This window comes from Lactobacillus sp. ESL0228 (genome assembly GCF_003692825.1).
Lineage (GTDB): Bacteria > Bacillota > Bacilli > Lactobacillales > Lactobacillaceae > Lactobacillus.
Genome location: NZ_REHJ01000001.1, coordinates 25569 through 48072, shown reverse-complemented (window position 1 = coordinate 48072; position 22504 = coordinate 25569). Strand labels below are relative to the sequence as shown.

Genomic DNA, 22504 nt, shown 5'->3' with positions numbered 1-22504 from the left:
ATAGCTCAAAAAACATCAAGTATTTTACTAGATAAAATATTTTTGTTGACTTCGTCCTTACCTTAGGTACTACAATTAGTCTTATAATTTGATACACTAATATCAGTTTTGCATGTTAGAAACCAATATCCTAAATAAACTAACATTACTAAAACTTATTAATGCTATCAAAATAAAGTATTTTATACTTTATACTATCAAACCTATAATAGTTATATTACTAGGAGGTATTAATCATGAATAATCATAATGATTACTTATTAAGAAAAATTTCTAGTCCGCAAGACTTAAAAAATTTAAGCATAAGTGAAATGGAACAATTAGCTGAAGAAATCCGAACACTAGTCTTAGAAAAAGATGCTGCAGAAGGCGGGCACCTGGGACCAGATTTAGGAATAGTAGAAGCAACTATTGCCTACCACTATGTTTTCAATGCACCCACAGATAAGATTGTTTGGGATGTTTCACATCAAACATATCCACATAAAATGTTAACCGGACGTGCTCAAGCATGGCTAGACCCAGAACACTATAAGGACGTTACTCCATATTCTAATCCAGATGAAAGTCCCTATGATTACTATTCAATTGGACATACATCCACATCCATTGCTTTAGCAACAGGTATGGCCAAAGCACGAGATCTCATGGGCGGTCATGAAAACATTATGGCTTTAATTGGTGATGGCTCAATGACAGGGGGTTTAGCCTTTGAAGGATTAAACAATGCTGCAATCGAAAAGCACAATTTAGTTATTGTGGTTAATGATAACCAGTGGTCGATTGATCAAAATGTAGGTGGGCTCGTCACTGCCCTAGCTAAGTTAAGAAATTCGAATGGTCAAGCTAAAGAAAATCCATTTACAGCAATGGGTTTTGATTACCGTTATGTTCAAAATGGTAATGATCTCTCAGATATGATTGCTGCTTTCAAGGCCGTAAAAGATGTCGATCATCCAATTCTTTTACACATTAATACAACAAAAGGCAAAGGATACGAACCCGCTCTTAAGGATGAGGAAGCTCACCACTGGGTTGTACCATTTGATTTAGCTACTGATCAACCAACTACACCTGTTTTAGACAAGCCGACTGCAAAAACAATAGCCCTTGACGTTCTTAAAGAAGAAATACAAATGGGGCAAAAAATCATGGCGATCAATGCAGCAATTCCAGGAGTGTTTAATCTTGATCAATTTAAGCATGATTATCCTGATAATTACACCGACGTTGGTATAGCGGAGCAAGAATCTGTTGCTTTTGCAGCTGGTTTTGCCAAAGAAGGAGGAATTCCTGTATTATTTGAAAATTCGACTTTTTTACAACGAGCTTTTGATCAACTATCTCACGATGTCGCAGCAAATAATTTGCCAGTAGTAATGATGGTTGCTGGTGGTGGATTGTCGAGTGAATCAAAAACACATTTGGGTATATTTGATCAAGTAATGATTTCTAATCTGCCTAATTGGATTTATCTTGCACCAACCTCTTTAGCAGAAGAACGTGCAATGCTGCAATGGGCAATTAAACAAAGACAGCATCCTGTAGCTATTAAAATGCCCACACTTAGTGTTCCTACTGATAGCGCTACACAAATTGAAACAGATTATGACCAGATTCAATATCAAATTCAACCAGGTAAAAATATAGCAATCCTAGCCTTAGGTGATTTTTATTCTTTAGGTGAAAATCTTGCTCAAAAATTGGGTGCCACTCTTGTAAATCCGATTTCAGCTAATATCCTTGATAAGCAATCCCTAGATAAATTAGCACAGAATCACCAAGTTATTATTACTCTTGAAAATAACATACTTGATGGTGGTTTTGGTCAAAAAGTCGCTTCCTACCTAGGTAAGCAAAATATTAAGGTTTTGAATTATGGACAAAAACGGATTTATACTGACCAAACACCACTTGCTCAAATCTACCGAGATAATCATTTAACTGTTGAACAAATTACTGATGACCTAAAGGCACTTTAACTTATCAGCTATTATGGAGGAACAAACATGAAGAAAAGCAAAACAACTTTTATTAGTCTTGCTTTAATAATTATTCTTATTTTTTCCGGATTTCTTTTTTACAATTTCCTCCAAGAAAAAGACGCTAGCAGTCAAATTGCAACACCTACCATCTTTTTCCATGGTTGGGGAAGTAGTTATCATGCCGAAGAAAATATGGTCAGATATGCGCAGGAACATGGATGGACTAATTCAATTATTAGAGCAGATGTCAGTCCCAACGGACACGTTACCTTGATTGGTACTATTAAAAAAAGTGCTAAAAATCCAATTGTTGAAGCCAACTTACTTAACAACCGAAGTGTAAGCTCAAAGACAACTAATCAAGAAATTGCCTTAAGCAAAAGCAGCAGTTATGTTAAAGACGTTATCATTGCCTTACAAAAAAAATATCATTTCAAAAAAATCAACTTAGTAGGACATTCAATGGGAAATTTACAAATCGCTTACTACCTTCGAGATAATGCTGACAATTCTAAACTTCCCGTATTAAACAAACAGGTATCAATTGCTGGGCACTATAATGGCTATATTGGTGAAAGCGGAGCTCCTACACACACCCAATTAAATCATAATGGTTCACCCAAAGTAATGGATACTGGTTACCGTGGTCTTTTAAGCCTACGACACAAATTTCCTAAAAATGCCCGAGTATTAAATATTTATGGTAATGCCGGACATGGTAGTGATGGCTCGGTTGAAGTTAACTCAGCACGTTCATATCGTTATTTAGTTATCCCACGGGTACGATCATACCAAGAAAAAGAAATTGTCGGTTCACAAGCTCAACACAGTAAACTACACGAAAATAATCTAGTTAATCAACTTTTAGTTAATTTCCTATGGTCAAAGTAAACAAAATTATTCCATCCAGCTATGGAATAAATAGCCTGTCATCATTATTTGATTACAGGTTATTTTTGTAATTATACTTATTTGTTATTATTTAATAAATATGATAACTAAATTATATTTATAATTAGGAACGGAGTGAATATCAAGATGGAATTACGCGTTTTAAATTATTTTGTAGCGGTAGCCCAAGAGTCCAACATGACCCATGCAGCCAAAAAGCTACTAATCTCTCAGCCCGCTCTATCAAGGCAAATAGCTGAATTAGAACAAGAACTTGGCGTTAAATTATTTAATCGTAATAACCGGCGACTAACTTTAACCCCAGCTGGACAATACCTATTGGGACAAGCAAAGGAAATTCTGGCATTAACTGCCAAAACTAAAAGCAATTTAACCGCATCAGCTTTTATCGGTGGCGATCTAACAATTGCTGCCGGTGAAAGTTGGGGAATGCAGCGCATTATGAATATTATTGGCGGAATTATTACAGATTACCCTTCTGTCAAAATCAACCTGCTAAGCGGAGATTACAGCTATGCTGAATGCAAACTTAATAATGGTACTGCTGATTTTGCAATTATTATTGGTGATATTCCCTTAACTAACTATGCTTCTCTAACCTTACCTGAAAAAGATACCTGGGGCATTTTAATGGCTAATAATGATCCTTTAACTCAAAAAGCTGAGATTATGCCACAAGACCTGATTGGTCGTTCAATTCTAAACTCACAGCAATCCCAAAGTTTACAAATTTTTCAAAATTGGCTAGGTAATTACAATAATTGCGTCAATTTTATCGGTACCTATAATTTGATTTTTAACGGTACGTTGCTAGTTAAAAATCATGCAGCAATCATGTTTGCACTAGATAATTTGGTAAGTACAGATCCTAGTTCTGGCTTAACTTTTAGAAAACTATCACCTCAGCTGCACCAAAGGATCAAAATTGTTTGGAAGAGAGAAATCAATCTTTCACCTGTCGCAGAATTATTTTTAAAACGACTGAAGAAATCGATTTTTAATGTGTAAATTATATTCGACTGCATTTATTAACAATGAATAATAGAAATTTACTATAGTTAATAAATGACCTTAATTTTAAATATACAACAGAGTTTAAATATGACTAAAAATATTGAAGAACAATTTAATGAATTAATTACACCTTTTTATACTGATATAAATAATCATTGCAACAAGCATTTAAATAACGATCGAATGCTAATTCCAATTATTGCCAGCATTACCCAAGGAGTAACTGTCTCACTAGCAGAACAAATTGAAAAAGCATTAGCATCCAATATTGCGCCAGAAATTATCTTGGAAATGGTTTATCAACTAACTCCTATTATGGGTCAATTAAAAGTTGAACAGGCATTAAAAATAATCAAAAAAGTTTTTACCCAACACCAAATCAATCTTACTGAACCTCAAGCTAATTCAGATTCAAACTTTGGTGCTAAAACTCAAGCGCAAATTTATGGTACTGAAATTAAGAATCTACTTCAAGATTTGCCAGATGAAGCCGGTAATTTTATACCTCAAGCTTTAACCAATCACTTCTTCAATGATTTTTATAATCGAGGTATCTTGTCGGTTCGTGACCGTGAACGCTATGAATTATTGGCACTAATTACATTAAATGTCGAGTTTCAAATTAAGACTCATGCCCGTGGGAGCCTAAAGGCAGGCAATAATGAAAGTGAATTGATATGGTCGGTTATTCAACTTTTACCAGACATTGGTTTTCCTTTTGTCATTAATAGCGTACAAATTATTCATCAAGCGGCTAAGGAACTAACAGCTTAATGATTGCCAAAAAAGCATTTTAATAAAATTTATAAAAGTGGGTTAATTTCTTTGCTATCATAAATATCTATTCTCATAATGATAGTGAAAAATACCTGGTAGCTACACTTGAAAATTTTTATTTCGTCATCAGATAGTCGCAGCAACGAAATCTTTGATACACTTTTTCGTGTCGTATATTTTCCAAGAAACAAAACTTTACAAGTTGATTTATTTAATCAAGACAAAAAAGTTCATATTATCTATGAACTTTTTTGTTATATATTTTGACTATTTAATTGTTTCTTGACGCAACTTAGTTTCTTTAATTGCAGTATAGAGAAGAAAAATAATTGCTATGATTGAAGCACCATACAACACTGTATTGCTGGCAATCCATCCAAATTTAGTAACTAAAGCACCAATTAATGCCGTGGCCAGTGTTTCACCAAAAATATACTGAAAGAAGCCCATAAATCCGGTTGATGCACCAACAGCAAACTTAGGCACGACCTCATTAATCATTAGGCCAACTAAGGTTAATGGTGCATAAATTAAATTGCCCATCAATATTAATGCAATAATAATCATCGTGTGATCCATACTAAAAAAATATACTGTAAGACAAATTAATGTACCAATCACACAGGCGATGGAAACTAATGCTCGTCTACCCTTTAATGCATCAGAAATGGCACCAATAATGATTACTCCCGGTACAGAAGCTAATTCAAAAATTCCGATAATCCACTTGGCTGAGGCAGGATCAAAGCCTTTATTCTGAACCAAATAAGACGGAATCCAACTTTGAATCCCATAACGTACCAAATAAAGTGACATAGAGGTTAACGTCACTGCCCATACCAGTTTGTTTTTTAAAATATATTTTACAAAAATCTGACTAACACTTAAATTGGTTTGATCAGTTGTCAGAACTTGACCATTATCTAAAATAACTTTATCACCTGTATAGGTCGCAATATCAGGTAAGCCAACAACTTTAGGTCTATCAGCACCCAAAACTAAAATCAAAATACAGATAACAAATGAAATGGCAGATGCAGTATAAAAAACAGCTGAAATTGAACCAGAAAAAAGAAAGACTGCTAACTGTACAATTGCAACACAGATAAATGATCCAGCATTGTGTGCAGAGGACCAAATCGAATACATTGTGCCACGCATGCGTGGTCCCCACCAAAGCTGAATCATTTTTTGACAGGCTGCTGCACCCATTCCTTGAGTAATAGCCATTAAAAACATTAAAAACATCATTAGGTACAAATTCTGTGTTGATCCTAAAAAGATATTCAAAATAGCGGATAATAACAACCCAACCATTAAATACCGGTTAGCATCACATTTATCCGCAAAAACTCCCATAAACAGTTTGGCTACACCGTAACCAATACCAAAACATGAAAGAATCAAACCAATATTCGCAGTCGTAAAATGATACTCTTTCATAATATCATTTTGTTCAGTTGTGAATACCAAGCGAATGATGTAATACCCAATATAGCCGATACACGTCGCAAGTAAAACTCCAAATTGACGCCATTTATATGTACTTGCAATTTTAGCTTGTGGCACCTTTTTTGTAGAATCTGGCTGCTTTAATATCCAATTCAACAATGAAGTCACTCCCTTTCATTATTAATGATAGCACTTTCTTTAACTTGAGAAAGATTATTATAAATAAGATTTAAGAAATTTCACGCTTGAATAAGAATAGTAAATAAAACTCTACAATGTTAAATAGTAACTTATATTTAATTATCGAAATGCACAGAACTTCTAACAAAATAATAACAGCTATTTAAAATTACTAACCACTTCCTTTAAAATTATTTTTGCTAGAATATTAGCTATCTAAATATTTTCATCAATTTTAATATTGATGCAATTTCTGTACCCAGACTAATTAAAACTAAATATTTCCCGGGAAATTTTTCAGTAATTGGAGAAAATTCTCCAATTAGTTCATTTGGCTAATTATTTTACAAGTGATTAAATTTATTATTTTGTATAGCATCATTATTGTCAACAATACAAAATGTAATGCTACTTCTTAACTATCTTGAAATTTGGCTAGCCAAATAATTTTTAACTCAAAGCAAATAAACTATTGCTAATTTATTACTTAATATTGTCTATCTAGGTATAATTAGTTGCACTATTGATAAATCACTTCATTAAGTTAACAATAAAATTATCACAAAAATTCTTTGGAAATTATGGCCAATGCTAAAATACTGATTATCACTAATATATCCGCTAATTTCATTTTTTCTTTTAAGAATAAATCTCCAAAAAATACGCTATATAAAGAGGTCATATTCAAAAAGACCCATGCAATACTTGAATTTATCGATGATGTTGCAAGTGTATAGGTGGTTTGAGCCAATAGGGTTAAAATTGCACGAATCGTATAAAGAATATAAACTTTTTTAGAAAGATTTTCAGTACTGATTTTAAAAGTTTTATTTTTAAACCAGAAAGTAATTAATGAAATAAAGCAACGTAGATAAATGGTCATAATTGTAAAAAAGACCAAATCAATTGGTTTTATCAAACCTTTAGTTAGTAATGGTGATATTGCCGCTTGTAAAATTAATAACGGTGCAATTACGCTGAAAGTCTGACCAAGAACATGAAAATCCAGCTTACTCGAACGTTGTTCAAAAATAATATAAATAACAACAATCAGTGTTGAAATAATTGATACCAAGTAGGATGCCTTACTAAAATAGCCCATTGTTAAAAAAATTGCTAACGGAATAAACAAATCTGTTAGCTTACTTAAAATCACCGACTGCATAATAGATACTTTACGATAGACAAAACTATAACCATAAGCAACAATTTGGGCTAAGAATGCATATATAACAACTTTAAGCAAATAATTATTTGTAAATCGAGGACTCGAATAATGTTCTCTGATATAAAAAAGAAAAATGGTTACTAAAATAGAACTGCATAGATTATTAATAAAATTTACATCAATTGAACTTTGCTTGCGATAACCCATTTGATAGCGATCAATTACAGAAATGATACCACGAGAAAGAGACGAAATAGTGGCAAAGATAATTAACCAAAGATTGCTAAAGATCATAAAAAATAGCTCCTTTTTTAAATTGCAGTCAAATGCTTGTGTTATCATCAAAATAATCGCTATTAAAGATATTTAAAGTAAGGTAAGTCCGTATGCTTATAACTATATCCAAATTAATTAAATTATACACCTTAATTTAGTTGGAATTTTTTCTGTTTTATCAAAAAAGCACCGGAACTGTCTACGCCCCGGTACTTTCTTCTTAAATTACAAATTATCTAAAGTTTTCTTTTGTGGTGCATTTTTAGGATTATCTGCATCATTTTCATGATATCCAAAGAAGTAAGTTAATGTAAAAGAAGCAATAATAGTTATAATTGACACAATCCAGAAATTCATTAAATTATTTGGATTACCTTGACCAGCCTTTGCTACAAAAGATGGAAATCCAATTAAGCTCCCTGTAAAACCATACATATCAACTTTTAGCAATCCATTAACTAAACCGCCTACCGCTGCGCCAATACTTGAGGTTAAGAATACTCGCCCATATTTTAAGTTAACACCATACATTGCAGGCTCAGTAATTCCTACTGCAGCTGAAATTGCGGCACTTAAAGATAATCCCTTTAAGTCAGGATTATGCTTAGTCTTAACCCAAACTGCTAATGCTCCAGCGCCTTGGGCAATCATTGTTACTGATACTATCCCGTTCAATACACTGTGCCCATTAGCCGCAAGATCATTAGCAATTAGTGGAATCACTGCCCAATGTAATCCAAAAATAACCAAAACTTGGTAAAAACCACCAATTATTAAACCAGAAAGCGCACTATTAACTGTTAAAAGCCATTGCAAGATTGTAGCAATTCCTTCAGAAATAAATGAAATCACGGGACCTACAATGATTAAAACCGTCATCCCAACTAAGAAAATTTCTACTAATGGTGTAAAAATTTGTCTCAAAGTTATTGGCATCCACTTCTTAATCCACGGTTCAATTTTAGCCGCCATCCAAGCAGCAAAAATCATGGGAAAGATTGAATATGTATATTGTGGAATATGAATTGGAATGCCAAAGAAGTTAGCATTAATTCCTACGCCAGCAAGATAGTATGTGAATTTACCACTAGCAAAGATTTTAACTAAATCAGGATAGATTAAGAAGCCGCCAATTAAAGAAACTATGACTGGATTAGAACCTAATTTCTGTGCAGCTGTGAATCCAACGATTATTGGTAAGAAGTAGAAGGCAGCATCTCCCATTGCATTGATAATAGTATATGTTGAAGAAGTTGTTGACATGTGGTAAAAGTTAGTCAGAATATTCAGAACTCCTTTTAACATACCACTAGCTGCTAATAACCCAATTACTGGCATCATTGATCCAGTAATAACACTAATTAATTGAAAGAAACCATTTTTAATTTTTCCTCCTACAGTTTTCGGTACAGGTGACTTTTTTACTGATTCTTGTGTTTGCTGTGAATAATTTGGTCCAAGCAACTTAATTAGTGCATCGTAAACATCATCGACAGTTTGACCAATGACAACCTGATATTGATTGTTTGCTCGTGCAACATCGATTACTCCCTTTATCGCATTAACCTGCTTATCATCAGGAATACCATCATCTTTTAATGTAAATCGCAGTCTAGTAAAACAGTGAATAACACTCTTTACATTTTCCATACCACCAACTGCAGTTAATATTTCTCGAGCAGTTGTTTGATATTGTGATTCTTTAGTTTGAATCACCGCCTCTTTTGAAGATTGCTTTAAACTGATAGTTGCCGCTACTTCTCCTGCTTTAATCATACCCAAATTCAAATCAATTTTATCTAGGACTTGAGCAGTATTTGTAATAGCAACAATAATAGTATCTTGCTTATGTGCAGCATTAATCGCTTCTAAATCCATTGTCCCTAGGCGTTCACCTACATGAACATTATCGCCTGCCTTAACATTTAAAGTAAAAGGCTTACCCTTAAGTTCTACAGTATCGATACCTAAATGAATCAGTATTTCAACTCCTTCTTGAGTTTTTAAGCCAATCGCATGTTTAGTTTCAGCAATCATCACTACTTGTCCTGAAATCGGGGATATAATTTCCCCAGAACTAGGTGCTAAACCAAAACCTTCCCCTAACGTTTTCTGCGAAAAAACTGGATCATTAACTTCACTGAGATTAATTACCCTCCCAGTAGTAGGTGCTACTAACTTAATCTTATTATCCATATTAGGCCTCCATGATATCGCTTTCTAAAATAGATTATATGACTTGTATAGACAAGTGTCAATGAATTGTTTATTATTAAATTGTAAATACTTTAATTAATTGTTAAAGTCAAAATTTTACCATAAATGATATTATTAAAATAAAAAGGTGGTATATATGTGATGGTAGCAAAATATTTAAAAATTTCCGCTGATTTGACAGAGCAAATTCAGCAAAAAAAATATCATGTAGGGGATTTTTTACCAAGCGAACCGATTTTAGCAAAAAAATATTGTGTTTCACGTGAAACGATTAGACGAGCATTAGACGAACTAATGTCTGCTGGATTAATTCAAAAATTACAAGGTAAGGGATCTGTTGTACTTGACGTAACACGCATCGCTTTTCCAATTTCTAATATTGCTACCTTTAATGAATTAAATGTCCAAGAGCAGATGCATGCAACAACTAAAGTTTTATCATTAATGGATGCAAATTTACCTTTAAATATTAGTAATAAATTATCGTTAACTTCTACTTCATCTACTTATGTCAAACGTTTACGGTTCAGCAAACATGAACCTATCGTAGTTGATGAAGATTACATTTTAAAACAATATGTCCCCAGTATTTCTATAAATCAAGCCCAAGGTTCTCTTTACTCTTATTTTGAGAAAGAACTAGGATTAAACATTGACTATGCCACAAAAGAAATTACCGTTGAAGCTGCAGATAATAAAATTGTTAACGAATTACAACTAAAAGATACTAATTTAGTTGTCGTTGTTCGTAGCCTAACTTATTTAAAAGACACATCCTTTTTTCAATACACGATTTCACGACATCGTCCAGATAAGTTTAAGTTTGTTGACTTTGCTCGTCGAAAAACAAAGCATGGAGGAATTGTTTTATGAATTTTGAAGATAAAGTTATTTATCAAATTTATCCTAGATCATTCTACGATAGTAATGGTGATGGAATTGGAGACTTGCCTGGAATTATTCAAAAGATACCTTATTTAAAACAACTTCATATTGATATGATTTGGTTTAATCCTTTTTTTGTTTCACCACAAAATGATAATGGATATGATATTGCCAATTACTACGCAATTGACCCTCTTTTTGGTACCATGGCTGACTTTGAAGAATTAGTCAAAAAGCTAGCAGACAATAATATTGATGTAATGCTGGACATGGTTTTGAACCATTGTTCAACCGAACATGAATGGTTTAAAAAAGCTTTAGCAGGAGAGCAGCATTACCAGGACTTCTTTTATATTCGGAGCCCAAAAGCTGATGGTAGTTTGCCTAATAACTGGGTTTCAAAATTTGGTGGACCTGCTTGGGCTCCATTTGGTAAAACTGGCAAATATTACTTACATTTATATGACAAAACTCAAGCAGATTTAAATTGGCATAATCCCGCAGTCCGAAAAGAAATATTTAAAATTGTCAATTTTTGGCAAAATAAAGGCGTTAAAGGTTTTCGCTTTGACGTCATAAATGTAATTGGCAAAAGTGAAACTTTGCCCGATGCACCTGATAATGTTAACACCAAACTAATGTATACTGATCAACCAATTGTTCACCAATATTTACAGGAACTTAATCAAGCAACTTTTGGTCAAAATCCTAATATAATTACCGTTGGGGAAATGTCATCAACTAATGTAGCGAACTCGGTTGAATATACAAATAAAAAACGACGTGAGTTATCAATGGTTTTCACATTTCATCATTTAAAAGTTGATTACAAAAATGGACAAAAATGGACAAAAGTTCCATTTGACTTTCTCAAACTAAAAAAATTACTAAATGAATGGCAATTAGGAATGAGCTCTGGCGGTGGATGGAATGCATTATTCTGGAATAATCATGATCAGCCATGGGCACTTAGTCGTTTTGGTGACCCCGTACATTTTCGTGAAAAATCTGCCGAAATGCTTGCGACAGTGATACATCTATTACGTGGAACGCCATACATTTATCAGGGCGAAGAACTTGGTATGATCAATCCTAACTATCAAAAGATTGATGACTATGTCGATATTGAAACTAAAAATGCATATCAAGAATTGCTTCATCAAGGACTGAGTTCACATGATGCACTCACAATAATTCAAGCTAAATCACGTGATAATAGTCGCTCCCCCATGCACTGGGATAATTCACATAATGCCGGCTTTACTACAGGAACTCCTTGGCTAAAACCTAAAAACCAAGATAAAATTAATGTTACGGATGAATTGAATCACGGTGAAATTTTTTCTTATTATCAAAAGTTGATTCACTTACGAAAAGAATATCCAATCATTGCATATGGAAATTATCAACCGATTGACCTAAATCATCCTCAAATTTATGCTTATTATCGAACATATAAAGGTCAAATATTAATAGTAATCAATAATTTTTATGGTAATGAATTATTATACCAGTTACCTAATTCTTATCAAAATCAGCAAGCAAAAGTTTTGATTAGTAATTATGACCGAAAATTAACTCAAATACCAAATCATTTAACTTTAAAACCATACGAAGCAATCGCATTATTGATTGAATAAAAAAGGTTGGGATTCAAAAAATCTCAACCTTTTTATATTTGAAACCTATATAAAGTTATCAACTAGTCATTTTCGTTAATTACATGCGGTATTTAACTACTAAATCAACTGTTAATTGCTAATTAAGAAAAAATAGATCATTAGCACATATTATCACGTAAACTATTTATCCAACACCTTTTACTTAATTATTTTTTACTATATGAAAATCCGCGCTTTAGCCTCTTCCAAAAGCTACTGTCATCCGTTTGCAGGGTAAAGCCTTGGTAAATTTTACTAGTATAAAGAAGCATGCCGATAGCACTACCAATTAGGATCGCAAGCGAAATACTTACTTCAAGTGTACTAACATGTCTGTTGATTATCCGTAACGGCATAATGAATAACGATGTAAATGGAATATAAGACAAAATTTTAGTGACTAACATTTCTGGCTCAGAAAAAGCCAAAAATGATGCAACAAATGCAGCCAATAAGATCATAATGACCAAATTAGCAGCCTTGGACGAATCCTCTGGTTTAGTAACCATTGCCCCGGACAAGGCAGCCAAAATAATATAAATTACTACACCAAAAATAACAAAAAGAAGGTTGATATTAACCAAATTACCTAAAATTTGGTTAATCAGTTGCTGGTTAGTCTGCATGAAGTCCGCAGTCATCTGGGCATGCAATGCCCAATGATAAATAGCGCCACCACCAAGTATGTATATTGCTAATTGCGTTATGATAGCCATAAAAATTCCTGTGATTTTACCTAAGAAATATTTTGTCGCCGTTGTGCTAGAAAAAATTATTTCCATAATCTTGTTGCCCTTTTCAGCTGCTACTTCCTGCGCAGTTACGCTAGTATACATAACTAAAATCATGTAGCTAATCATGAGTAAAATGAAAAAAGAAATCATTTTACCAATCTTATTTCCGGTATGTTTTTTCTGCATAACTTCTTGCAAAACTGGTCGTTTTTGTAGCGCCTTAAGTTGCTGCGGAGCAAGCTGTGCATGTTGTTGGTTAAGTTGACTCTGCACAGTTTGGGCGAAATTTTGCACTTTGACTTTTAACTCTTCATCAAATTCTGAAGTACCATGGTAAGTTGCATGGACTTGATTTTGTTCTATGTTTAAGACTAGATAACCATCGAGTTGGTCGTGATTAACCCTTTTTTGTGCAGCCTTAGTGCTCTTAACCTTGGTATCAATTGCTATACTATTTTCCTTAATAAAATTTTGGCGTAGTTGCGGATTTTGACTGATAACGGCAATCTGCGTTTGGCTAGCATTATCGCTACTCATTCCAGAAAGAATTGATATCCCAACAAGGACAAAGGGTGCTAACACTAAAAGAATAAAGGTCCACGACTTAACATGGTGCCAATATGTTTGTAAAGTAACGATCCACATTTTATTCATGATCTTCACCAGCTTCCTTTCTAAAAATTTCATCCAATGTTGGTGGCTGTTACCGGAATTCCTCAATGTATTGTCCATTGGTGAGCGCCGCAAATAACTCTGGACCGCATTTTGGATCATCAATCCGTAAAAGATAACGATTGCCTTGCTTTTCCACTTTTTGTACGTGTGGCAATTGCGTAAGTTCAGCCAGTGTTTTCGCTGTTTTCACATAAATCTCAGTTTTACCAAAAGAATTTCGCACTGATTCAAGATCACCGCTTAGAACAACCTGCCCATTTTTAAGCATAATTAGCGTATCACAAATCGCTTCAACATTGGCCATATCATGACTGGAGAAAATAATCGCTGCCTTTTGCTTTTTCGCCACCAAAATTGCTTGCTTGAGAAGATCGGCATTAACCGGATCGAGTCCGCTGAATGGTTCATCCAAAATCAGTAGTTTGGGCTGATGAATCAAAGTACAAATTAACTGCACCTTTTGCTGGTTACCCTTTGACAGAGTTTTAATCTTGTCGCTCTTTTTGCCCTTAACTTGGAAACGCTCAAGCCACTGGTCAATCTGTGGCCTGATTTCCTTAGCTGCACACCCTTTAAGCCGTGCTAAGTAAACAATTTGTTCCTCAATGGTCATCTTCGTCATTAAGCTTCGTTCTTCTGGTAAATAGCCAATTGTGTTAAACGTTGTTTCAGTAATTGGTCGATCTTCCCAAGTGATTTCTCCAGAGTAGTGCAAAAAATTTAATATACTATGAAATGTTGTCGTTTTGCCTGCACCATTTTGCCCAATAAGTCCCATAATCTGACCAGGCTGAATAGTGAAGTTGACATCTTGAAGTGCGTGCAAAGAACCGAAGTTCTTACTCAAGTGTTTTACTTTTAGCATTATATTACTTCTTGTTATATATTGTTTTTTAATAGTATACCATATAAAACAACACTAGGTTTATTATTTTTATTGTAATAAAAAGAACTTAATACTACGAATATATTAATATAAGAAACTACTAAATTGCTGCTTGCAAACAAACTTTAACCAAAATTATTGATTAATATTTAAGTCTAATTTGAATTTTTGGATAAGCTCGATGAATTCCCGCACTGTCTTTTTGCAGTTAGTTTTGGTAGTAATTACCACTAAGTTTACTTGCGGTTCCCAATCAATTGGAACATAAGTCAAGTTTTCATTTAGTTCTGCGTAGAGACAGTACAAACCTAGAGCTATTCCCTGCTCACCTTTAACTAATACATTTAATGAAGATAAGTCATTGGCATATGTAATGTGCATTTGTTTATTTATATGCATCAGTTGATTTTGAAGATTAATCAAATCTTCTGCAGCCCAATTATTATCTAGGAACAACATTTTTTGATTTTGGAAATCTGTTAATTTCAATAATTTTTTCTTACTCAATGCATTATTTTTAGGAACAATCGCCTTAAATGGTTCAGTTTCTAGCACGTAACTTTTAATATTCTTTAAATCATCAATGTCTTTTTTCGTTGTAATTACGACATCAATTTCATTAGATAAAATATGTTGCTTTAATTCATTATGATTCAAACTCATAATTGAAAATTTAACTTGAGGGCGTTGCTCTTGAAACTTTTTTATCCATAAAGGAACATAATAATCATTAAATGGTGTATACGAATAGCCAATTGTTATTTTATAATTCTCTCCTAAATCATTTTTTTGAATATCCTGCACAGCTGAATAGTAATTATTGATTAGTGGTCTGATTTTTTGATAAAAGGCCCAACCATTTTTAGTTACCATGACCGATCTTTTGCTTCGATTGAACAATTTGACCCCCACTTCATTTTCAATTGCATTAATATCATGAGTAACTGTTGGCTGTGTCACATGCATTGCCTTGGCGGTTCTCGTATAATTTTTAGTTTCGACTAAATTAATAAACGTTTCTAAGCGCTTTATATCCATAATTTTCCTTATAAAATATTTCTATTATTAATAACTGATATTAATTTCACTTATAAGTATAAACAAAATATACTTGTTCTGTAAGAAACACATAGTATTTTCAAATAATTATTTAAGGAGAAAGAAATGAGCCAATATAGTGCAGAAGAAAAAGGCTTTCATAGTCGCATTAAGGCTATTGTAGATATTGATGACGAACGTGGGCAAATCAACCAAATTACGGCTGAAAACATTACACCCAATACTATTGGAGCTGCTGGCATTGAAAACTGGCTTAAAGAAGCTAACAAGGTCAAGTCTGTTGAAGTAGATGCAATTTCTGGGGCATCAATTTCTACTAGTGCATTCCGTAAAGCTGCTATTAAAGCTGCCCAAAAATCAGGTGCAGTTACAATTAAGACTAACGTTGATGCAATTAGTGGAGCCTCTCAAGCAAATTATCACACTAAAGATAATGGCATCCCCCAGCCTGCCAACTTCCCATTAATTAAAAAAGCAATTTCTGATTACGATGTTGATAAATTTACGGATGAATACGATGTAATCGTTGTTGGCGCTGGTGGCGCTGGCCTAGCAGCTGCAGCTACTGCTGCTGAAAATGGTGCTTCCGTATTAATTATTGAAAAACAAGGTATTGCTGGTGGCACTACTAACTACTCAGGTGGCGTCATTCAAGCAGCTGGTACAAAATTGCAAAAAGCTACCACTACTTATCGAAACGATACACCCCAAAATCATGAAAAGGAATATTTGAAAGCAGGAGAAGGTCGCGTTTACGAAGATTTAATTCATGATTTTACACAAAATTCACCTAAAAATATTGATTGGCTGAGTAAAATGGGCATTAAATGGAATAATGTTTATGGTCATACCGAAATTCCTTATGCTAAAAATTATTTTGCTGATCGAATCCATGTTTATGAAGGTGGTGGAACAAGTGGAAATGGTATTATTCTTACTCAACATTTGCTCAATTATGCTTTAGACCATGGTGCAAATATTAACTATAACACTGCAGTAGTTGGCTTGATTTCTACTAAAGATGCTGGTCAACGCAACGTTACTGGTGTAATTACTGAAAATCGCAAGCACCAGCTTAAATACCTAAAAGCTAGACGAGGTGTGATATTAGCCACTGCTTCAATTGACCAAAATATCGCTTTAGCAAAAGACCTCAGTCCACAACATTATGAAGATGTTAAAGCACACAATTGCTGGTCCGTACTAACTGATCGTGGTGATGGTATTGTGATGGGGATGTCTATTGGCGCAGCTATCACTGGCTTTGGCGGAACAATTGATTTTGATGCTCACACGGGCAATGGTACCGATGATCGTATACCTACTATTCCATCAATTTTTGTCAATGGTAATGGTTTAAGATTTGTTAATGAAGATTCAACTTATGCCTATGGCTTCAGAGCGATTTTTAACCAAGAAAAGCAATTAGATAAGCCGACTTATCAAATTTTTGGTAAGAGTTCCATCAATATCAAGACTAGTCCATGGAATGAAGAATCATTGGCTGAAGATATCAAAAAAGGACTAGTAGTTCAAGCTGATACTGTTGAAGAACTAGCAACAAAAATTGATGTTCCTGCTACAAACTTAGTTCAGAGCGTCTCCACATGGAACAAAAATGCAGCAAATGGTAACGACCCTGAGTTCAATAGAACAATGGGGGTGAAGTCTTTCACAGGTCCCTACTACGCTTACCGCAATACTCCTGGCAACCTTGGTGCTCTTGGTGGATTGAAGATTAATAAAGAATGTAATGTGCTAAATGTTTACAACCAGCCTATTACAGGCCTCTATGCTGCTGGTCTTAATGCTGGTGGTTGGCTTGGTTCATACTATCCTGGCTCTGGAACAGCTATTGGTGGCATTATTCATCAAGGTCGGCGAGCAGCGTTATCTGCGTTAGGTTTAGAATAAAAATTACTAAATAATAAAAGCATTTCTTTTATCAAATATCAGAAATGTTTTTATTCTTATATAGTATAGGAGAAAAAGATGTTAATTACTGAGATCAAAAGTTTTGCTTGGCAAGCCGAATATGATGTTATTGTTATCGGTTTTGGTGGTGCAGGTGCTACAGCTGCACGTTTTGCAGCCGATAATGACTGTCGAGTATTACTAACTGATGTAGCACCAGCAGGGCACGAAGGTGGTAATACACGTTATTGCGGACAACTGATTGCTGGAACCAAAAATCAAGAAGCTTATAAAAAATATTATTCGCAACTGACAGCTCCCCTTGATCTTGATGACAAGATAATTGATACCTTTGTTAAAGGCGTTGCTAACATGCCAATTTACTTAAAAAAACACTTACACATTGAACCGTTTAGTTTTTTAGATCATCCTGATCGTCCAGCCGTTCAATCAGTTAAAGAAGACTTCCCAGACTATCCAGACTATCCCGGAGCCTCAGAATATAACTTATATACTGTACATGATGGCAAGCAAATTGAAGATGGTGCGTTATGGAAAGCTTTAAGAAACGAAGTAATGAAGCGACTTGATCAGATTACAATTTGGTATGAATCCCCCGCAATTCACTTATTACAAAATGCTTTAGGTAAAGTTGTAGGTGCAGTTATTAAACGTAATAATCAGGATATTTATGTTCATGCTAAAAAAGGAGTTATTCTTACTGCAGGTGGATTTGAAAATAATCCGCAGAAAATTCAAGATTATTTAAATGTACCTAAAATGATCCCAATGGGTACGTTATATAATAAAGGGGATGCAATTAAATTAAGTATTGAAGTTGGTGCAGACCAATGGCATACCGGAATTTATAATGGAGGTGGAATTTACCACGGTCTAACCTATGCTGTTCCCGAAGGCGAACGTGGAATCTTATCTTTCACATGGCCTCAGCTTTATACAGGGAGCATTTTTGTCGTTGGTAATGATGGTACACGCTACTTTCCTGAAGACCAGCATTCTAAAGCTGGTTATCTTTTCATGCATGGTTTTGGTCGTCATCCATATTTGACTGAACAATCTTGGATTATTTTTGATGATAAACAAAAGGATAAATTAACTAATATTCAGGATGATGCTTTACAAAAAGCTATTAAAACAGCTATTGTAGCAAGTTCTGTTTCTGAATTAGCTCAAAAATTAAATTTTGATTCTGATACATTTCAAAAAACTGTCAATGATTACAATACTTTTGCCAAGTTGGGTAAAGATTATCAATTTAACCGCGACAACCGTACAATAATCCAATTAAGCACTGACCAACATATTTATGCTATCAAATTACAACCAGCGACTTTAAATACGCAAGGTGGGCCTCGTAGAAATGAACATGCTGCTATCTTGCGACCAGATGGTTCTGTAATCAAAGGACTATTCGGCGCAGGTGAGGCTGGTAGTATCACTACTAATCAATATCAAGCTGGACAAGACGTTGCCGAATTGTTGATCTTTGGTAAAATTGCTGGCGAAAATGTAGCAAAACTCCAAGCAGATACTGCCGAAAAAATATCGCTTCTTCAAGAAGATATTCTAGCGAGCGATGAAACGACAATTGATTTTCAACTTGAACCAAACCAATATCTTGGTAAAAGTGATCAGGGAATGGGTAATGAATTAGTTGTCAAAGTTACTATGAACCAAACCAAAAACAAAATAGAAAAAATTGACGTTGTTAAACAAAGTGAGACTAAGGAAATTGGTCAAAAAATAATCACACCTCTACTAAACAAAATCATTAATGCTAATTCTACCAATGTTGATACTGTTTCCGGTGCCTCACTAACATCCAGTGCAGTTAAGAGTGCAGTAAATAATGCTCTTTCAAAGATCAATTAGTTAATAATTAAGTAAAAAGCAGCTAGAAATTTTCTAGCTGTTTTTTTATTTCATAAATTGCTTGCAAAGCTACAATAATTAGCGTATATTTTTTATCAAAAGAAGATTACTGTATTATATATAAATAATTTAAAATAAGGAAAAAGACTTATGATCAAGAAAATAATAGATTATATCAAAAAAATATTACAACACCTTTCTCCTAAACTTAATAAATCTAAACATACAATTATCATTATAATCTTTAAGTATTCAAGCAAAAGCAATTAAGTAAAACAACTTTTGTATTTTTTATAAAGCAAAATTAGTGTGCTATAATTTAATTGTCCATTAAAAACATTGTTTTATTAAATAGATAGTATTTTTAGTTAAAATGCTGTTCTTGTTACTGTATTATATGTTTTAGACGGTTGTTGAATTTTGTACACTGCCCTACGCAGGGTACAATCTTAAAAAACCAAGACCGAAAGTCTTGGTTTTTTAGTTACTTAAGCGAAAATTAACTCAAATACTAAATCACTTAAATTTGAAACCATACGAAGCAATCGCATTATTAATTGAATAAAAATGTTGAGATTCAAAAATCGCTCGAGATAAGAAAAATGATATGTTCTCCGCAAATTTGTTTTTGAGAACATATCATTTTTTTACAATTTATAAAGCTCGTGATAATCTTTCAAGTAAATATACAACAGGAACCTGCGTAGTTAAATTAATCGTTTGTCCAATAATCTTGTACTCCAAATGATAAGCAAAATTTAAATCAGATAAATGAGCGATTGTATTGTCCTCTTCATTAGTAATACTGACAATCCTAGCACCTAACTTACTAAAACTTTTTACTTGGTCGATCGTTGGCTGACCTTCACCACTTACTGATAAAACTATAACCGTTTTATTTCGATAGGAGTCTCGGCTTAAATTGACAGGATAAAAAGGATCATCAATCGCAAAAGCGCTGCGTCCATTATTAACAAATTGGCGCGCGCCATAATCACATAAATCGCCCGATGTACCAATGCCAAAGAAAATAAACTCAGCTGTCTTCTTGGCAATTTTTTTAAAACAATCTATTTTTTGATCATAATCTGGTAAAACATCTTGAGAAAAATAATATTGCGCCTGGTAAGTAATATCATCAACTACTTTATTTCTTTTCATTTCAGATGCAATTGCACTTTGTAAGTCATAATAATGCTTATATCCCAGTGCAGTTAGAGTGCGCACAATTGATGCAGGCGAGACTTGCAAAGTGTGAGCCAATTGCCGTAAAGTTGATTCCATTACTTCTTTCTTGTTCGCCACAATATAATTATAAATTCGTAATTGTGTCGACGTTAATTTATATTTTTTCCGCAATAGTTATTTCCTGATTTAGTTCTTATAATTAATTAGTTGACCCTTTAGCTTTTTCTGCTTGCAGTTCAGCCTTTAATTTAGTCCGATCCATACTTCTGAAAAAGAAGTAGTAAATAATTGTGTCCATTACTAAATTAAATAATTGCATAATTCCACCAGAAATATGTCCTGTTGAAAGAATTCCTGATAAAATTGGCGGAGTTGTCCAAGGCGGATAAATCCCAATAGTTTTAGCTACCCACCCCATTTTCATAGCTGTATAGGTTGTAATAATATTTGCCATCGGCGCCAAAATAAACGGAATTACAATCTGATAATTCAAAACGATCGGTACACCAAAAACAACTGGTTCATTAATATTAAAAATTGCAGGTCCAATTGAGAGCTTACCTATTGCTTTTAATTCCTTATCCTTGGCAAAGAAAGCCATTAAAATAACAAATCCCAATGTCGCACCACAACCACCAATTCTGACAAAGTTGTCAAAAAAAGTTTTGGTAATGATATTTGGAATAGCTTCATGAGCCTTAAAAGCCGCTGCATTAGCGGCTAATGCAGAATACATCATTGGATCAATTACACCAGAAATTGCATTGGCACCATGAATACCAAAAAACCACAGCACACATACAATCAATTCAATGATAATTGCTCCACCCAAAGAATTTGTTACTTTACTCATCGGATCTTGTAAGAAGAATGTAATCACGTTAGGAATGCTCTTCATTGGTGTAGCTTCAACACCAATTCGAACTAACCAAACTACAAATAGTGAAATTGCTCCAGGGAATAAAGCTGCAAAGGAACTACTTACTGCAGGTGGAACTGTATCTGGCATTTTGAAGATTAGATTTTTATGCATTAACCAAACATATAAATCGGTTACAAACAGACCAATTAATAAAGCAGTGAACAAACCAGACGAATCAAATTGTTTCAGTGGAATCAATAAGCCCCCGTCTTTACCAACCTGCATGGGAATAGTCAGAATGAAAGCTGCTATTGCCACAATCATTGCTGAAAAAGGATCAATTCCTTGATAACTTTTAGCCAAATTATAAGAAATACCCGCAACAGCAACCAAACCCATAATATGGAATGAAGCATTCGTCACATATTGCACTACATTAGCCCAGTTAGGACCAAAAATATGTGCCATAAAATCCAAATACCCTTGGGCCGGAAATTGTCCAATAATCATAAATATCGAACCAATAATAATCATTGGCACCGCTGCAGTCATTCCATCACGCAAGGCAACCATATGCCTAGCACTGGAAATTCTATTAAATAGCGGAATTATTTTTTTGGTAAGAAAACTATTTTCTTTTTTCTCTGCCATTTTAATTACTCCTATATAGTTTATATCATATTAAAAGATATCGCTTACATTAAGTTATGATATCACTATGTTTCATAAAGTCAACATTTTTTGGAAACAAGTTTCAATAAAATAA

16 protein-coding genes are annotated in these 22504 nt (G+C 33.9%); 8 read left to right on the top strand and 8 right to left on the bottom strand.

Translation table 11 applies throughout. From position 1 onward, the window contains the following. The first annotated feature begins 236 nt into the window (after positions 1–236). The 4 genes from F5ESL0228_RS00220 (at position 237) to F5ESL0228_RS00205 (ending at position 4685) form a co-directional block, all read left to right on the top strand. A complete protein-coding gene (locus F5ESL0228_RS00220) occupies positions 237–1982 on the top strand; it encodes a 1-deoxy-D-xylulose-5-phosphate synthase (protein WP_122022472.1) in 1746 nt (581 codons plus the stop codon). 27 nt (positions 1983–2009) lie between these two features. After that, positions 2010–2876: an alpha/beta hydrolase gene (locus F5ESL0228_RS00215; RefSeq protein ID WP_122022471.1), complete on the top strand. Its 867-nt coding sequence runs from the start codon at positions 2010–2012 to the stop codon at positions 2874–2876. Between the two features lie 147 nt (positions 2877–3023). Beyond that, positions 3024–3905, top strand: a complete 882-nt coding sequence (locus F5ESL0228_RS00210) for a LysR family transcriptional regulator (protein ID WP_122022470.1) — start codon at positions 3024–3026, stop codon at positions 3903–3905. Between the two features lie 93 nt (positions 3906–3998). Then, positions 3999–4685 (top strand): carboxymuconolactone decarboxylase family protein, encoded by a 687-nt coding sequence (locus F5ESL0228_RS00205; protein ID WP_158592456.1) that lies wholly within the window; start codon positions 3999–4001, stop codon positions 4683–4685. 270 nt (positions 4686–4955) lie between these two features. On the opposite strand, the gene F5ESL0228_RS00200 is transcribed toward F5ESL0228_RS00205, so the two are convergent. The 3 genes from F5ESL0228_RS00200 to F5ESL0228_RS00190 form a co-directional block, all read right to left on the bottom strand. After that, positions 4956–6299 (bottom strand): MFS transporter, encoded by a 1344-nt coding sequence (locus tag F5ESL0228_RS00200; protein ID WP_122022468.1) that lies wholly within the window; start codon positions 6297–6299, stop codon positions 4956–4958. 580 nt (positions 6300–6879) lie between these two features. Further along, positions 6880–7782: an EamA family transporter gene (locus tag F5ESL0228_RS00195; RefSeq protein ID WP_158592455.1), complete on the bottom strand. Its 903-nt coding sequence runs from the start codon at positions 7780–7782 to the stop codon at positions 6880–6882. 207 nt (positions 7783–7989) lie between these two features. Beyond that, entirely contained in the window at positions 7990–9960 is a 1971-nt protein-coding gene (locus tag F5ESL0228_RS00190; protein WP_122022466.1) for a PTS glucose transporter subunit IIABC, read from the bottom strand. 162 nt (positions 9961–10122) lie between these two features. On the opposite strand from F5ESL0228_RS00190, the gene treR reads away from it, so the two are divergent. Next, a complete protein-coding gene (gene treR, locus F5ESL0228_RS00185; RefSeq protein ID WP_122022465.1) occupies positions 10123–10854 on the top strand; it encodes a trehalose operon repressor in 732 nt (243 codons plus the stop codon). Further along, entirely contained in the window at positions 10851–12506 is a 1656-nt protein-coding gene (treC, locus tag F5ESL0228_RS00180; protein ID WP_122022464.1) for an alpha,alpha-phosphotrehalase, read from the top strand. Before treR ends, treC begins: the two co-directional genes overlap by 4 nt. A 188-nt stretch (positions 12507–12694) precedes the next feature. Here the strand turns inward: treC and F5ESL0228_RS00175 are convergent, their stop codons facing one another. The 3 genes from F5ESL0228_RS00175 to F5ESL0228_RS00165 all read right to left on the bottom strand — a co-directional run bounded on the left by F5ESL0228_RS00175 (position 12695) and on the right by F5ESL0228_RS00165 (position 15860). Continuing rightward, a complete protein-coding gene (locus tag F5ESL0228_RS00175; protein WP_122022463.1) occupies positions 12695–13915 on the bottom strand; it encodes an ABC transporter permease in 1221 nt (406 codons plus the stop codon). Between the two features lie 49 nt (positions 13916–13964). After that, a complete protein-coding gene (locus tag F5ESL0228_RS00170; RefSeq protein WP_122022462.1) occupies positions 13965–14801 on the bottom strand; it encodes an ABC transporter ATP-binding protein in 837 nt (278 codons plus the stop codon). 156 nt (positions 14802–14957) lie between these two features. Then, positions 14958–15860, bottom strand: coding sequence for a LysR family transcriptional regulator (locus F5ESL0228_RS00165; RefSeq protein WP_122022461.1), 903 nt, complete (start codon positions 15858–15860; stop codon positions 14958–14960). Between the two features lie 126 nt (positions 15861–15986). Here F5ESL0228_RS00165 and F5ESL0228_RS00160 point away from each other — a divergent pair, with 126 nt between their 5' ends. Beyond that, a complete protein-coding gene (locus F5ESL0228_RS00160; RefSeq protein WP_122022460.1) occupies positions 15987–17795 on the top strand; it encodes an FAD-dependent oxidoreductase in 1809 nt (602 codons plus the stop codon). 78 nt (positions 17796–17873) lie between these two features. Continuing rightward, on the top strand, positions 17874–19688 hold the full coding sequence (locus tag F5ESL0228_RS00155; RefSeq protein ID WP_122022459.1) for an FAD-binding protein: 1815 nt from the start codon (positions 17874–17876) through the stop codon (positions 19686–19688). 654 nt (positions 19689–20342) lie between these two features. Here F5ESL0228_RS00155 and F5ESL0228_RS00150 read toward each other — a convergent pair. After that, positions 20343–21047, bottom strand: a complete 705-nt coding sequence (locus F5ESL0228_RS00150) for a MurR/RpiR family transcriptional regulator (RefSeq protein ID WP_122022458.1) — start codon at positions 21045–21047, stop codon at positions 20343–20345. A gap of 28 nt (positions 21048–21075) precedes the next feature. Next, positions 21076–22389 (bottom strand): PTS sugar transporter subunit IIC, encoded by a 1314-nt coding sequence (locus F5ESL0228_RS00145; RefSeq protein WP_122022457.1) that lies wholly within the window; start codon positions 22387–22389, stop codon positions 21076–21078. Positions 22390–22504: the final 115 nt, after the last annotated feature.

Coding starts and splice junctions, on each gene's coding strand:
- treC (WP_122022464.1), top strand. CDS start 10,851: ATGAATTTTGAAGATAAAGTTATTTATCAAATTTATCCTAGATCATTC.
- F5ESL0228_RS00165 (WP_122022461.1), bottom strand. CDS start 15,860: ATGGATATAAAGCGCTTAGAAACGTTTATTAATTTAGTCGAAACTAAA.
- treR (WP_122022465.1), top strand. CDS start 10,123: ATGGTAGCAAAATATTTAAAAATTTCCGCTGATTTGACAGAGCAAATT.
- F5ESL0228_RS00145 (WP_122022457.1), bottom strand. CDS start 22,389: ATGGCAGAGAAAAAAGAAAATAGTTTTCTTACCAAAAAAATAATTCCG.
- F5ESL0228_RS00160 (WP_122022460.1), top strand. CDS start 15,987: ATGAGCCAATATAGTGCAGAAGAAAAAGGCTTTCATAGTCGCATTAAG.
- F5ESL0228_RS00190 (WP_122022466.1), bottom strand. CDS start 9,960: ATGGATAATAAGATTAAGTTAGTAGCACCTACTACTGGGAGGGTAATT.
- F5ESL0228_RS00210 (WP_122022470.1), top strand. CDS start 3,024: ATGGAATTACGCGTTTTAAATTATTTTGTAGCGGTAGCCCAAGAGTCC.
- F5ESL0228_RS00215 (WP_122022471.1), top strand. CDS start 2,010: ATGAAGAAAAGCAAAACAACTTTTATTAGTCTTGCTTTAATAATTATT.
- F5ESL0228_RS00220 (WP_122022472.1), top strand. CDS start 237: ATGAATAATCATAATGATTACTTATTAAGAAAAATTTCTAGTCCGCAA.
- F5ESL0228_RS00195 (WP_158592455.1), bottom strand. CDS start 7,782: ATGATCTTTAGCAATCTTTGGTTAATTATCTTTGCCACTATTTCGTCT.
- F5ESL0228_RS00205 (WP_158592456.1), top strand. CDS start 3,999: ATGACTAAAAATATTGAAGAACAATTTAATGAATTAATTACACCTTTT.
- F5ESL0228_RS00175 (WP_122022463.1), bottom strand. CDS start 13,915: ATGAATAAAATGTGGATCGTTACTTTACAAACATATTGGCACCATGTT.
- F5ESL0228_RS00155 (WP_122022459.1), top strand. CDS start 17,874: ATGTTAATTACTGAGATCAAAAGTTTTGCTTGGCAAGCCGAATATGAT.
- F5ESL0228_RS00170 (WP_122022462.1), bottom strand. CDS start 14,801: ATGCTAAAAGTAAAACACTTGAGTAAGAACTTCGGTTCTTTGCACGCA.